This is a genomic window from Agrobacterium sp. B1(2019) (genome assembly GCF_008274755.1).
Classification (GTDB): Bacteria; Pseudomonadota; Alphaproteobacteria; order Rhizobiales; family Rhizobiaceae; genus Agrobacterium; species Agrobacterium salinitolerans.
The window spans coordinates 903850-917142 of sequence record NZ_VTPB01000001.1 but is presented as its reverse complement, the minus strand read 5'-3'; the positions used below and the strand labels follow the sequence as shown (position 1 = coordinate 917142).

Here is a 13293-nt window from a genome sequence, read left to right as displayed (position 1 = left end):
TTCATGCCCGATATAAGGATCGGATGCCGCTTACAGAACAGGCGGCGTCTGCGAATCCAGATCGGCGAAGGAGGCGGCCGGCAAAGGGCCTGCCGTCAGCAGGGTAAAATCGTAACCGGATCTGCGATCCGGCCCCAGCACATATTGCCGGTGCATGCGCAGGAAGTTGCGCTTGTTCTTCTTATAACGGTCCGGCGAGAGCGAATGCTTGAAACGGATCGCTACGATCTTCGGCTGCGGCGCATCCCTGTGACCCGTCAGGCCGACGGTATTGCACCGGTAGAGATGAATCGGATCGGTCAGGCATTGGATATCGAACCATGTCACCTCTGGATGACGCGCAATCGTGCCTACGCTCTCGCGAAGCCGGTGCGCGCTCGACAGGAACGCACATTGCAGCGCCGCGCCGCCCAGCGTCGCAAAAGACAGTGTCCGGCCATCCAGCGCATCCGGCCTGAGCTCCAGCACGCGGCCGATCGTGGCGAGCGCAAGGCTGGCGCCCATGCTATGGGAAACCACCAGAACCTCATCCGAAGGCTGCTCCAGCGCCGTCAGGACAAGTGCCGCCCTCTCCTCGATCCAGTCACGGGCAATCGGCTCATCGCGGCCGACCGCGAGCGCGAACCGCCAGTCTGCATAAAGATGCAGCGTGTGAAACCGCTCGGCGAACGGCAGGAAAGCCTTCACGAAAAACAGGGCAGCGGCGGGAAAACTGATCGCAAAGAGCCAGAGCGGTAAAGCGAAAAGCCAGGGCGAAAGGGCAATAGTCGCCGCAAGCGCGCCACCGACAAGCATCAGCAGGAACGGGAAGATGAAGAACAGACCAAAACGCCAGGCATGGCGGAAGTAACGCGCTGCACCGCCTTCGGCGATGATGCCGGCTCCGGCCCTGAAGCCGAGCCAGATCTGCCGCCAGACGGGCGCATCCCGCAATTGCGATATCACCGCATTATGGTCGTAAACGAAAATGTCGGAGCGCGTCCGCCAGTCGCCCGCCAAGGCCTCCACCTTGAAAGTCTCGCCCCCGGGCGCATTCTCCAGCGGCCCCACCGTGTAATCCACATCCCACGTTTTGCCGGCGAGCGCCGCCGCCCGCTGGTAACGCAGATGATGGGCGGCCGCATCGAGCGGATCGAAACCGGGGAAATAAAGAACAAGTCGTGACTTGACGCGCGGCATGCATAGACCTTCAGGCTGGAGACACCCGAAAGGATCGCTTGATACAGTGGGCGATGCACGTATAGTAAAAAACGCGACGGAAATATGATTTATTTATCGGTGAGGGAAATTTGTCTGGCATCGTCGATCAATTGCTCAACGGCGTCGTCAAAGGCGCTCTCGCCGAAGTGCTGACCAAATCCGGCATCCGCAAGACACGCCGCACGCGCCGGACGAAAAGTACCGGCTCTGCGGCCGGCGGTATCTTCGGTTCCGTGCTGGAAGCCGCGATCAAGGCCGCCGTCAAACCGAAGCCCGCCCGGAAACAGGTCAGCAAAAAGCGCACTGCGGCTGCCCGCAGCGGGCAGCGGTATAAATAAAAAGCCGCAGGCCGGATTTCGCCCGTCACGCCAGGCCATCGAGACGCTTTTTTTACGCTCCCCCGGGTGGAAATCACGGCGCGACATGCTATTTAGAGGCTAACAGAAAGCAGCGGCCTTGAACCGCATGTGAAAGGAATAGGCCTATGAGCGGCATTCACGACATGATCGACAGCGAAGTGAAGAGCAACGACATCGTTCTTTTCATGAAGGGCACCCCGCAATTTCCGCAGTGCGGTTTTTCCGGCCAGGTGGTACAAATCCTCGATTATCTCGGCGTCGAGTACAAGGGCATCAACGTGCTTGCCGACGGCGACATCCGTCAGGGCATCAAGGACTATTCCAATTGGCCAACCATCCCGCAGCTCTACGTCAAGGGCGAATTCGTCGGCGGCTGTGACATCGTAAGAGAGATGTTCCAGTCCGGCGAACTGCAAAGCCACTTCCAAGAACAGGGTATCAGCGTCCGCGGCGCGGCCTGATTTCGGCCGGTTCATCCGGCCCACCCTGATTGTCAGAAATTTATGCCAGGCGTTGCTTCATGCAACGCCTTTGCCGTTCTTTTTGGGGCAATCCTGTGACAGAACTTTCACAATCCACCGCTTCGCGCGCAGGCTCGATGGGGCGCACGGAATTTATTGCGCTGGCCGCAATGCTGATGGCGCTCAACGCGCTCGCCATCGACATCATGCTGCCCGGTCTTCAGGAAATCGGCGCTTCGCTGGGCGTCGTGAATGAAAACCACCGCCAATATGTCATTTCCACCTATCTCCTCGGCTTCGGTATTGCCCAGCTTCTGTACGGTCCGATCTCGGACCGTTTCGGACGCCGCAAGCCGATGCTCGTCGGACTTGCGATCTATATCGTTTCAGCCCTCGCCGTGGTCTTCGTGCCGTCATTCGCCGGTTTGCTGGTCCTGCGTTTCATTCAGGGCATCGGTTCGGCGGCAACGCGCGTCATCACCATCTCGATCGTGCGCGATATCTATGGCGGCCGGCAGATGGCGGAAGTCATGTCGCTGATCATGATGGTCTTCATGGTTGTTCCGGTCATCGCGCCCGGCACCGGTCAGATCGTGCTCTTCTTCGGTAACTGGCACCTGATCTTCGCCTTCATGGCCGGAATTGCCGCCGTGGTGACGGCCTGGATGTATTTCCGCCTGCCGGAAACCCTGCATCCCGATGACGTCAGGCCTTTCACGGCTCGGTCGATCCTTGGCGGCTTCAAGATCGTGCTCACCAACCGTATCGCGCTCTGTTATACGCTGTCCAGCACCTTCATCTTCGGCGCGCTGTTCGGATTCATCAACTCGGCTGAGCAGGTCTACAAGGGCATCTACGGCCTTGGCGCATGGTTTGCGGCGGCCTTTGCGGGCGTTGCCCTGTTCATGGCCTTCTCGTCCTTCATCAATGCCAAGCTGGTCGGCCGGTTCGGCATGCGCAAGCTGTCGCACGGATCGCTGCTGGGCTTCATCGCCATCACCTTCGTCTGGCTGGTGGTGCAGGTGCTGGGGCCGGAGCCGATGCCTTTCGCCATCTTCATCGTGTTCTTTGCGCTCGCCATGTTCCAGTTCGGCTGGATCGGCTCGAACTTCAACTCGCTCGCCATGGAGCCGCTCGGCCACGTCGCCGGAACCGCCTCTTCCGTTATCGGTTTCATGGGAACCGTCGGCGGCTCGCTGATTGGTGCAGCCATCGGCCAGGCGTTTGACGGGACGGCGCTGCCCATGGTCGCCGGCTTCTTCACCGTCTCCATCATCGGCCTGATCTTCGTGCTGATCGGCGAAAAGGGTATGCTGTTTCAGGCGCATAACAAGCCGACACGGTAAGTTCAGGCTAACAAAAAGAAAGGGCGCGGAATTCTGTTCCGCGCCCTTTTTTGTTTGATTGACGGCTGGCGTAACACTCAGCGTCGGCCAGTTTCAGCACCCATTCCCCACTCTTGGCGTCATCCTCGGGCTTGACCCGAGGATCCATCGCTTCGACCGCCTGTGCATCCTCGCCTCAAGGGCGAGGATGACGGAGGTGAGGTAGATGATGTCCACTATCAAGCCGCAACCTTGTCACGCCACCTCAAACCGTAAAAATCTTCTCCCGCAGCAGCTCCCATGTCTGCTGGTCAGGCGCAAGCAGCAGCCCGCCATCCACATGGCTCGGCAGATAGGGCGAGCCGTCGAGGCGCGCCGCATAGGCGCCCGCTTCCTGCGAAATCAGTGTGCCGGCCAGATGGTCCCAGGGCATCAGCTTGTTATACATCAGGAAATGCATATGGCCGCCGCAGAACAGGCGATATTCGTGCGCAGCACAACGATAACTGGTGAAGAGCCGCACGTCAGCCAGGTTCATCAAAATCTTGCGCCGTGTTTCCACGTCGAAATATCCGGTATTGGCGATGCCGACCATCTGCGACAGTTCCGGCGCCGGCACGACCGACATCTGCGTCTGCGAACCATCGGCGCTGCACAGCCATGCGCCGGAGCCCTTTTCGGCAATCGCCCAGTCGTTGCCCATGGGGTCGAAGATCAGCCCCGCAACGGTCTCGCCCTTGGAAATGACGCTCATCATCACGCCGAAGAGCGGCAGGCCGGAAGCGAAGTTATAGGTGCCGTCGATGGGATCCACCACCACGGCGAGATCGGCATCGGCAAGCTTGCCGAGCAGCGAGGCATCCGCCGCCACCGCCTCTTCACCGATGAACAGGGCGTCAGGCATGATTTCCTGAACGCGGGCGCGGATCAGCCGCTCGGCGGCTTCGTCGCCCTCGGTGACGAGGTCTATCGCCTCGCTCTTCATCCGCACATCGCCTTCGCCCAGATTGCGGAACCGCGGCAGGATTTCCACTGCCGCCGCCTCCTGAAGCGCATTGGCAAGAGAGGCGATGTCGAGTTCGAGAGCCATGGGCGATATCCTTCTATTTGGGCATGATGTTATAAGGCGACGATTTCCCGTCGCAGCATCTTCCAGCTTTCCTTGTCGGGGGCGGATAGGATGCCGCCCTCCGTTTGTCCCGGCCGATAGGGCGTATTGTCGAAACGGGCCGTGTAACCACCCGCCTCCTGATGAATGAGCACGCCAGCGAGATGATCCCACGGCATCAGCTTTTCATGACCGATGAAATGCAGCTTGCCGGCCGAGGCGAGCCAATATTCATGTGCCGAGCAGTTGAGCGACAGCGCCATCTTGATCTTGGCCATATTGGCGGCAATCACCGGCCGGCGATCCTGATGGCTGTGAACCCAGGAAAAGATTCCGACCATGTCGGACAATGGCGCGGGATCGGCAACACTGAGCTTCGCCTGCGAACCGTTCCTGCGGTTGAGAAACGCGCCCTCGCCTTTCAGGGCAACGATGGTATCGCCCATCACAGGATCGTGGATGATGCCCGCCACGGTCTCGCCCTTGACGGTGACCGCAAGCAGCGTGCCGAAAGCGGGAAAACCGGAAGCGTAATTGAAAGTGCCGTCGATGGGATCGATCACGAAGGCAAGCGGCGCATCGGCAAGGGCTGGAATGACGGATTGGTCCGCCTCATAGGCCTCTTCCCCGACAATATGGGCCTTCGGAAATCGCTGAAGGAGAGCAGCGGTGATCGCCTTTTCCGCCAGAACATCGGCCTCGGTGACCAGATCGACGGCGGAGGTCTTTTCGGAGATCGCACCGGCGCTCAGGTTTCGGAAGCGGGGAAGAATTTCATTCGCGCCGGCAGCGGCAACGGTGGAAATAAGAAAATCGATATCTTTGTCGGAAAGGGTCATCGGGCGGGGCGCTTCTTCATAATGGGGAGTTGGCCTCCCTACGCTCTTCAGGTGACGCCCCGGTGACAGAAAGCGCCGAAAAATCAAAAAGCTTGGGATCGAGCAGATGCGACGGATTGACATGGGCAAGCGCCCTCAGCATCACGTCCTTGCGGCCCGGCATACGCTGCTCGATGTCGGCCAGCATCTCCTTCATGGCATTGCGCTGAAGCCCGTCCTGCGAGCCGCAAAGGTCGCAGGGAATGATCGGGAATTCCATCGCCGCCGCGAATTTCGCCATATCTTCCTCGGCGCAATAGGCGAGCGGGCGCATCACCATCAGGTCGCCCTCGTCATTCAAAAGCTTCGCCGGCATTCCGGCCAGCCGGCCGCCATGGAAGAAGTTCATGAAGAAGGTTTCGAGAATATCCTCGCGGTGATGGCCGAGCAGCAGCGCGTCGCAGCCCTCCTCGCGCGCGATGCGGTAGAGATTGCCGCGCCTGAGTCGCGAACAGAGCGAACAGTAGGTCCCGCCGGAGGGCACCTTCTCCTTCACGATGGAATAGGTGTCGCGATATTCGATGCGATGGGGCACACCGATCTTCGCCAGATAGTCCGGCAGGACATGCTTTGGAAAATTCGGCTGGCCCTGATCGAGATTGCAGGCAACCAGTTCCACCGGCAAAAGGCCGCGCCATTTGAGATCGAGCAGCAGCGCCAGAAGACCATAGCTGTCCTTGCCGCCGGACAGGCCAACGAGCCAGCGCTTCTGGCCCTTCAGCATGTCAAAATCTTCAAAGGCCTGGCGCACATTACGCAGCAGCCGCTTGCGCAGCTTGTTGAAGGAAACCGAGCGCGGCGCGTTGTCGAACAGCGGGTGCGAGTTGCCGCTCTCTTCCGGCGGCTCCTGATCTGCCCCGACCTTATCAGCGATGTCATCGATCCTGGTGAGAATGTTCATCATCCGCTCGCTCCGGCACAACTGCCGTTCTTCATGCAGGCAATGCCCCCATACGCCCGCAAGATCAAGCCCCGAATACCGACCAGCCGGTTTTCGTCGCCAGCAATTCCAGCGCCTGTGATCCGAGCGCCGAGTTGCCGACCCTGTTGAGGCCCGGCGACCAGACCGCAATAGAGGCCTTGCCCGGCGCCACCGCCATGATTCCGCCGCCGACGCCGCTCTTGCCCGGCAGGCCGACGTGATAGGCGAAATCGCCCGAGCCGTCATAGTGGCCGCAGGTCAGCATCAACGCATTGATGCGCCTTGCGCGGCGGTCCGATACGACCGTGTGGCCGGTAAGCGGGTTGCGGCCGCGATTGGCAAGAAACAGCCCGGCGCGGGAAAGCTGAGCGCAGGTCATCGACAGCGCGCACTGGTGGAAATAAACGCCGAGCGTATATTCTACCGGATGGTGCAGATTGCCGAAGGAACGCATGAAATTGGCGAGCGCAAAATTGCGGAACCCCGTCGCCTGCTCAGATTTCGCCACGGTGTCGTCAATGCTGATCGTATCGTCATCCGCGAGATAACGCACGAAACGCAGAAGCTCGCCGATAGCCTCGCGCGGCTGGTGGCCGGCAAGCACGATATCGGTCACCACGATGGCACCGGCGTTGACGAAGGGATTGCGTGGGATTCCGTGCTCATGCTCCAGCTGGACTATGGAATTGAATGAAGAGCCTGAAGGCTCGCGCCCTACCCGGTTCCACACCGTCTCGCCCGCCTTGCCGAGCGCCAGCGTCAGCATGAAGACCTTGGAGATACTCTGGATCGAAAACGGCGTCAGCGCATTGCCGGCCGTATAGGTGGTTCCATCGACGGTGGTGATGGCAATGCCGAACTGGTTGGGATCGACCTTGGCGAGCTCGGGAATGTAATCCGCAACCTTCCCCTCGCCCAGTCTCGGCAGCATGCTGTCATAGATGGAATCGACGATACCCTGAATGTCCTGCATGCAAAGCCTTCCCCAGCCAATAAAAAAGCCGCCCCGAAGGGCGGCTTTCTGAATACTGAAACGCGTCGATTAACGCGAGTAGAATTCGACGACCAGATGCGGTTCCATGACGACCGGGTACGGAACGTCGGAGAGAGCCGGAACGCGAGCGTAGGTCGCAACCATCTTGTTGTGGTCAACTTCGATGTAGTCCGGAACGTCGCGCTCTGCGAGCTGAACGGCTTCGAGAACCGTAACCAGCTGCTTGGACTTCTGGCGAACTTCGATAACGTCGCCCGGCTTGCAGCGGTAGGAACCGATGTTGACGCGAACGCCGTTAACCGTGACGTGGCCATGGTTGATGAACTGGCGCGACGCGAAAACGGTCGGAACGAACTTGGCGCGGTAGACGATGGCGTCCAGACGCGACTCGAGCAGGCCGATCAGGTTTTCAGAGGTATCGCCCTTGCGACGGTTTGCTTCGTCGAAGGTGGCGCGGAACTGCTTTTCGCGCAGTTCGCCGTAGTAGCCCTTGAGCTTCTGCTTGGCGCGCAGCTGCGTGCCGAAGTCGCTCATCTTGCCCTTGCGGCGCTGGCCGTGCTGGCCCGGGCCGTATTCGCGGCGGTTAACCGGGGACTTCGGACGGCCCCAGATGTTTTCGCCCATGCGGCGATCAATTTTATACTTAGCCGATTCGCGCTTGCTCATCGTATTTCCTTCTCAAAAGGTTATGCCGGTCTGTTGCCAAACCGGTTTAAGGAAACACGCCCTCCTCTGAAGCCCGTTTCAGGGCCTCTGACAGGCTTCTCACATGCAAATGGAGAAACCACGGGACATGTCGGTGATATTGACCGCCGAACGTCAGTTCTTAAACTGCAGGGCAGTCAACAAAACACACCGGACATCACTGCCCGGCGTTGGGGCGGCTTCTACAGAGCTTTCACGGTTTTGTCAAACAACCCCTTTCGCTTTTTTATGAAGTCTCATCTTGAAAAGCGAAAGTGCCCACCCATCTCTTCGTCGTGATCAGAACTCGGGCCCCTCTGGCGTGTTACCGGACAACACGTGATGTCGAGTTTGTTAAGGTTGGGGCCACGTATATTTTTGACGCACGTTCCCCATCCGTAAAGCCAACCTCGTCCGGCTAAAGGTTGACTGATGGACTTTCTTCTATCGGATTTTCTCGGCACCCCCACCTGGATGTGGGCTGTCTTTATTTCCCTCGTCCTTGGCCTGCTCGCGCTCGATCTCGGCGTGCTGCACAAGAACTCCAAGGAAATCGGCGTTCGTGAAAGCCTGCTGATGTCGGGCTTTTATATCGTCATCGGCTTGGCCTTTGGCGGCTGGATCTGGTATCAATCCGGCGAACAGTCGGCGATGGAATATGTCACCGGCTTCGTTGTCGAAAAAAGCCTGGCGATGGACAATATCTTCATCATCGCCATGATCTTCTCCTATTTCGCCATTCCCCGCCAATATCAGCACCGCGTGCTACTCTGGGGCATCCTCGGCGTGATCGTTCTGCGCGGCATCATGATTGCAGGCGGCGCGGCCATCGTCGAAAACTTCCACTGGGTGCTTTATCTCTTCGCGGCCTTCCTCGTCTTCACCGGCCTCAAGATGCTGTTCTCGTCCGACCATGATGAATCGGATATCGGCAATAACCGCATCCTGAAGTTCCTGCGCAGTCACCTACCAGTGACAAACAGGCTGCATGGCGAGAAGTTCTTCGTCAAGGAGACCGATGAAACGACCGGAAAGCTCAAGACCTTCGTGACGCCGCTTTTCCTGGCGCTCATCATGGTCGAGATCGCCGACCTGATCTTCGCGGTCGATTCGATCCCGGCGATCTTCGCGATCACCACCGATCCGTTTATCGTCTACACCTCGAACATCTTCGCGATCCTCGGCCTGCGCGCCCTCTATTTCGCGCTTGCCGCCCTGATCCACCGCTTCGCTTATCTGAAATATGCGCTGGCTGCGGTTCTGGTGTTCGTCGGTTCGAAAATCTTCGTCGCCGATATGCTCGGCATCGCCAAGATCCCGCCGGCAGTGTCGCTGGGCGTCACCGTCGCGATCCTCGTCACCGGTGTTGTTGGCTCGCTGATTGCGACGCGGAAAGAAGCGAAGGCCATAGAGTAAGGCTTTCCAACGGCGAGCGGCAGGGAAACCTGCCGCAACCTTACTCTGCCGCAAGCCGCGCATCATCCTCAGCCGCATCCGCATCGCCGGGTGCGGTTTTTGCATCGAGATCGGGGAAAGCCACGATGCGCTTGCCGGAGAAATCGGCATGCACCACCACAAGCTCCTTCTCCTCGAAATAACCGAGGAGCCGCCTTGCGCGGCGGGCGGAATGGGTGCCGTAGGCGCGAGCGATGCGGGCATCCGACGGGCAAGGCTCTTCACCCAGCGCCGCCTTGACGAGCAGCAGGAAGACCCCCTGCAGGTCGTCGGAAACGGAGGTCGAGAGTTCCAGCGCCTTCTGCCAGCCGTCGCTTGCCGCCATCGCCGCATCCACGCCGGAGCGGGCAATCGCGACCTGCCGGCGGAATTCCGGCAGTGTCATCGGCGTGCCGGGAATGCGGCGCATGCGGGCGCGAACCAGAAAATCCTGATAAAGCACGGCATCGGTTCGATAGGCCGATTGCGGATCGTCGAGAATTTCGACGAGCACCGCTCCGATCTTCTCCTCGCGCTCCTCCGGTGTCATCTCCGGCTGGCCAGCCCGGAGCGAGGGCTCGGGCGAAGGACCAACGGCAGCGGGCGTGGAGCGGGAAAGTTCTGCCAGAATATCGGTGGTCGGGCGCGGTGCAGGCGGCGTACGGCGCACTGCGGCGCGCGTGAACTCTTCCGGATCGGGCGTAAAAATCAGGTCTTCGACGTCCTGTGGTGCATCCGGCAGTGGCATCAGCTTCGGCGAGGAGGAGCGCGCCGACGTTTCCACTGCGCCGATGACGATGGGCAGAGGGCGGCGCGACAGCGCCGGGCCGAGCGCCACGAAATTGCCGCGCTGGAGATCACGGAACATTTCCGCCTGGCGACGGTCCATGCCGAGCAGATCGGCCGCGCGCGCCATGTCGATATCGAGGAAGGTGCGCCCCATCAGGAAATTCGAGGCTTCCGCCGCGACGTTCTTGGCAAGCTTCGCAAGACGCTGGGTGGCGATGACGCCGGCAAGACCGCGTTTACGCCCACGGCACATCAGATTTGTCATGGCGCCCAGCGACGCCTTGCGGGCGTCTTCCGTCACCTCACCGCCGACGGAGGGCGCAAACATCTGCGCCTCGTCTACCACGACAAGCACGGGATACCAATATTCACGATCCGCATCGAATAGGCCGTTCAGGAAGGCGGCGGCGGCCCGCATCTGCTGCTCGATGTCGAGGCCTTCCAGCGTCAGCACGCAGGAGACGCGGTGCTGGCGAATGCGGTTGGCAATGCCCGCAAGTTCCGCCTCGGTGCGCTCGCCATCCACCACCACATGGCCGAACTTGTCGGACAGCGTGACGAAATCACCCTCGGGATCGATGATGACCTGCTGCACCCATTGCGCCGATTGCTCCAGCAGCCGGCGCAGCAGATGCGACTTGCCGGAACCGGAATTGCCCTGCACCAGCAGGCGCGTCGCAAGCAATTCCTCGATATCGAGCTTGGCCTGTTGCCCGCCCGATAGGGTTCCCATGTCGATGCCGACCTGCAATGTTCCATTCCTCGTGCTGCATGTCATCCGGCCGATTCCTCTGGCGGCGACCGAACATGCTCTTTACCAAAAAATTGGGGATTGCGTCTGCCGCATCCCGATAATGCACAGGCAATTCGATATTCCGCCTATGCGGGCCGACCCATAAACCGGGAAAAGGCGATACGCCGCCCGAAGACGTTGAGCATTAACCCCAGAATCACCAGCGCGGCGCCCACCACCTCGAAAACGGTGATGTGCTCCGCAAAAGCGAAGTAGGCGCTGACAAAACCGACCACCGGGACCAGCAGCGAAAAGGGCGCCACGGTTCCCGCCGGATAACGCAGAAGCAGATAGCTCCAGATGCCCGCACCCACAATGGTAGCGCCATAGGCCATGTAGACCACCACGAAAGCCGTCATTGCCGTTGCGTTGGCAAGTCCTTCGGCAATCGCACCCGGCCCTTCCACCACCAGCGAAAGCGCCGCCAGCGGCAGGACCGGCACCAAGCTGGTCCAGGCAACAAAAGAAACGGCGTTCACCTGGCCGATACGCCGGTTGACGATATTGCCGCAGGCCCAGGCAATCGCCGAGCCGATGCCCATCAGAAGCGGCACGAGAGCCGCAGCCGTCATGCGCTCCACGCCAATCACCGCAAGCCCGCTGAAAGCGATGACCGCGCCGACGACCTGCGAAGGCAAAGGCCGCTCGCCGAGAAACAGGACGGCAAGCGCCAGCGTGAAAAAAGCCTGCGACTGCATGACCAGCGACGCAAGCCCGGCGGGCAGGCCGAGCTTGATGGCCGGATAAAGCAGGCCGAACTGCACGAAGCCCATCGCCATGCCGTAAACGATCATATGCCGCCACGGCACATTCGGTTTCGGCAGGAAGAATACCAGAGGCAAGGCCGCACAGAGATAACGCAACGCCGTCAGGAACAGGGGCGGCATGTCCGCGACCCCGATCTTGATGGCAACGAAGTTGAAGCCCCACAAAAACACGGTGATCAGGGCGAGAAATATATGCGGCAATGCCATTTTGTTATGTCCGAATGTCAGGCGATCAGCAGGCGTCAGGCCGAAACCGCCTTCTTCCAGCCGAAGGTAATAAGGCCGGCGCCGATCAGGAGCCCGCCGCCCGTGCGGTTGACGATACGCTGAACCTTCGGCTTGCGGATCGTATTGCGGGCGGCGCTTGCCAGAAGTCCATAAAGCGCCGCATTGACCGTGGCAAGCACCAGGAACGTCACCTCGAAGATCAGCACCTGCGGCCAGAAGGGCAATGTCGGCACCAGAAACTGCGGCAGGAAGGCCACGAAAAACACGATGCTCTTTGGGTTCAGCGCCGTGACGATATAGGCATGCAGGAAGATTTTCAGCGGCCTTTCGCGGCCGGTCACGCCCGTGTTTTCCGCCGCGTCACCAACCGGCGACCGCCACAGCTTGATGCCGAGATAGATGAGATAGGCCGCACCGATCCATTTCAGACCGGTGAAAAGTGCAGCCGACGTGGCAAGCAGCGCCCCAAGCCCCAGCATCGAGGCGGTCATGGCGGTGAAATCACCGAGCGCCACGCCGGTCACTGTCGCCGTGCTCGCCTTGCGGCCGTGGCCCAGCGCATAAGAAATCACCAGCAGGATCGTCGGTCCCGGAATGGCGAGCATGATGGCGGATGCGGCCACGAAGGCCAGCCAGTTCTCTATCGGCATGATGTGTCTCCTGTCTCATATTGGGGGAGCAAGCCACGGAAAACGCTCCGCATCAAGCAGGATTTTTCGCAGATCGCGCCGCGGCCGCCTGCATTTCGTGGTTTGCCAGCGGGCGTAATTCGACGACGAAGCCTCCCCGACATTTCTTTGCCGGAGAGGCCTTTGCCAATCAAAACCGGGGCGCCCAATAAGGAACCTCCCAATCCCGCCGCCGCTTCACCCGCGACGGGTCAAGGCCGATATCGATCAGAAGGCGCTCTGGCAGATCGGCAGGATCGGTCGGTGGCGCGCGTGGCACGACAGCCGCGAAGACGACCGTCTTCAGGGTCTTCCAGACGCCGAATGTGACGAACAAACGGTCCACCGCATCCGGCAGCGCATATGCTACCAATGGTTGATCATTTTGCATGGGAAATCCATTCCGGCGCGGCAAAGCAGCCAGGTCCTTTATCGATGGAAAACGACATGCCGAAGCGACGCGCGCAGCACTCATGCCACGCGGATGCGCAAGTCACATGTCGGACGAAGTGAAAATGCCAAACGGCGGGGAAATCAGGCCATAAGCCTTATCGGAGGGAGATGCCTCGCATCACATAACCGCCGACAATCACGCCAAAGAGGCCTGACATGCCATTAAGGCGCATATTCATGTCATTGCTCATTCCACGCCTCCAGTTCTTGCGGTTACAGACGAGATGCAT

The 13293-nt window shown here is 59.9% G+C and carries 14 protein-coding genes; 4 read left to right on the top strand and 10 right to left on the bottom strand.

The features are described 5' to 3' along the window. Positions 1-30 precede the first annotated feature (30 nt). Positions 31-1179, bottom strand: a complete 1149-nt coding sequence (locus AGR1_RS04550) for a hypothetical protein (protein WP_149146306.1) — start codon at positions 1177-1179, stop codon at positions 31-33. 110 nt (positions 1180-1289) lie between these two features. Between AGR1_RS04550 and AGR1_RS04545 the strand changes: the two genes are divergently transcribed. From AGR1_RS04545 to AGR1_RS04535, 3 genes are all read left to right on the top strand, one after another. After that, positions 1290-1538: a hypothetical protein gene (locus AGR1_RS04545; RefSeq protein WP_149146305.1), complete on the top strand. Its 249-nt coding sequence runs from the start codon at positions 1290-1292 to the stop codon at positions 1536-1538. 146 nt (positions 1539-1684) lie between these two features. Next, positions 1685-2020 (top strand): Grx4 family monothiol glutaredoxin, encoded by a 336-nt coding sequence (grxD, locus tag AGR1_RS04540; RefSeq protein WP_080790446.1) that lies wholly within the window; start codon positions 1685-1687, stop codon positions 2018-2020. A gap of 137 nt (positions 2021-2157) precedes the next feature. After that, positions 2158-3366: a multidrug effflux MFS transporter gene (locus tag AGR1_RS04535; protein ID WP_149147274.1), complete on the top strand. Its 1209-nt coding sequence runs from the start codon at positions 2158-2160 to the stop codon at positions 3364-3366. Positions 3367-3610: 244 nt separating this feature from the next. On the opposite strand, the gene AGR1_RS04530 is transcribed toward AGR1_RS04535, so the two are convergent. The 5 genes from AGR1_RS04530 to rpsD form a co-directional block, all read right to left on the bottom strand. Beyond that, positions 3611-4435, bottom strand: coding sequence for an inositol monophosphatase family protein (locus AGR1_RS04530; protein ID WP_080790444.1), 825 nt, complete (start codon positions 4433-4435; stop codon positions 3611-3613). A gap of 29 nt (positions 4436-4464) precedes the next feature. Beyond that, complete coding sequence (locus AGR1_RS04525; RefSeq protein WP_149146304.1) at positions 4465-5292, bottom strand: inositol monophosphatase family protein; 828 nt, start codon at positions 5290-5292, stop codon at positions 4465-4467. Positions 5293-5308: 16 nt separating this feature from the next. Continuing rightward, positions 5309-6232 (bottom strand): tRNA 2-thiocytidine(32) synthetase TtcA, encoded by a 924-nt coding sequence (gene ttcA / locus AGR1_RS04520; protein WP_149147273.1) that lies wholly within the window; start codon positions 6230-6232, stop codon positions 5309-5311. Between the two features lie 64 nt (positions 6233-6296). Then, entirely contained in the window at positions 6297-7226 is a 930-nt protein-coding gene (locus tag AGR1_RS04515; protein WP_080790442.1) for a glutaminase, read from the bottom strand. Positions 7227-7295: 69 nt separating this feature from the next. Next, entirely contained in the window at positions 7296-7913 is a 618-nt protein-coding gene (gene rpsD / locus AGR1_RS04510) for a 30S ribosomal protein S4 (protein ID WP_003520423.1), read from the bottom strand. A gap of 450 nt (positions 7914-8363) precedes the next feature. Between rpsD and AGR1_RS04505 the strand changes: the two genes are divergently transcribed. Continuing rightward, positions 8364-9347: a TerC family protein gene (locus tag AGR1_RS04505; RefSeq protein WP_080790441.1), complete on the top strand. Its 984-nt coding sequence runs from the start codon at positions 8364-8366 to the stop codon at positions 9345-9347. A gap of 40 nt (positions 9348-9387) precedes the next feature. Here AGR1_RS04505 and AGR1_RS04500 read toward each other — a convergent pair whose 3' ends face one another. The 4 genes from AGR1_RS04500 to AGR1_RS04485 all read right to left on the bottom strand — a co-directional run bounded on the left by AGR1_RS04500 (position 9388) and on the right by AGR1_RS04485 (position 13001). Then, positions 9388-10905, bottom strand: coding sequence for an ATP-binding protein (locus AGR1_RS04500; protein WP_187772163.1), 1518 nt, complete (start codon positions 10903-10905; stop codon positions 9388-9390). Between the two features lie 128 nt (positions 10906-11033). After that, positions 11034-11921 carry an EamA family transporter gene (locus AGR1_RS04495; protein ID WP_149146302.1) on the bottom strand — a complete coding sequence of 296 codons (888 nt, stop codon included), beginning with the start codon at positions 11919-11921 and terminating at the stop codon, positions 11034-11036. A 35-nt stretch (positions 11922-11956) separates the two neighbouring features. Beyond that, positions 11957-12592: a LysE family translocator gene (locus AGR1_RS04490; RefSeq protein ID WP_080790438.1), complete on the bottom strand. Its 636-nt coding sequence runs from the start codon at positions 12590-12592 to the stop codon at positions 11957-11959. Between the two features lie 169 nt (positions 12593-12761). After that, on the bottom strand, positions 12762-13001 hold the full coding sequence (locus AGR1_RS04485; RefSeq protein ID WP_149146301.1) for a hypothetical protein: 240 nt from the start codon (positions 12999-13001) through the stop codon (positions 12762-12764). Positions 13002-13293 lie beyond the last annotated feature (292 nt).

Excerpts from the sequence above, each read along its gene's own strand:
- AGR1_RS04550 (WP_149146306.1), bottom strand. The coding sequence starts at position 1,179 with ATGCCGCGCGTCAAGTCACGACTTGTTCTTTATTTCCCCGGTTTCGAT.
- grxD (WP_080790446.1), top strand. The coding sequence starts at position 1,685 with ATGAGCGGCATTCACGACATGATCGACAGCGAAGTGAAGAGCAACGAC.
- AGR1_RS04535 (WP_149147274.1), top strand. The coding sequence starts at position 2,158 with ATGGGGCGCACGGAATTTATTGCGCTGGCCGCAATGCTGATGGCGCTC.
- AGR1_RS04530 (WP_080790444.1), bottom strand. The coding sequence starts at position 4,435 with ATGGCTCTCGAACTCGACATCGCCTCTCTTGCCAATGCGCTTCAGGAG.
- AGR1_RS04525 (WP_149146304.1), bottom strand. The coding sequence starts at position 5,292 with ATGACCCTTTCCGACAAAGATATCGATTTTCTTATTTCCACCGTTGCC.
- ttcA (WP_149147273.1), bottom strand. The coding sequence starts at position 6,232 with ATGAACATTCTCACCAGGATCGATGACATCGCTGATAAGGTCGGGGCA.
- AGR1_RS04515 (WP_080790442.1), bottom strand. The coding sequence starts at position 7,226 with ATGCAGGACATTCAGGGTATCGTCGATTCCATCTATGACAGCATGCTG.
- rpsD (WP_003520423.1), bottom strand. The coding sequence starts at position 7,913 with ATGAGCAAGCGCGAATCGGCTAAGTATAAAATTGATCGCCGCATGGGC.
- AGR1_RS04505 (WP_080790441.1), top strand. The coding sequence starts at position 8,364 with ATGGACTTTCTTCTATCGGATTTTCTCGGCACCCCCACCTGGATGTGG.
- AGR1_RS04495 (WP_149146302.1), bottom strand. The coding sequence starts at position 11,921 with ATGGCATTGCCGCATATATTTCTCGCCCTGATCACCGTGTTTTTGTGG.
- AGR1_RS04490 (WP_080790438.1), bottom strand. The coding sequence starts at position 12,592 with ATGCCGATAGAGAACTGGCTGGCCTTCGTGGCCGCATCCGCCATCATG.
- AGR1_RS04485 (WP_149146301.1), bottom strand. The coding sequence starts at position 13,001 with ATGCAAAATGATCAACCATTGGTAGCATATGCGCTGCCGGATGCGGTG.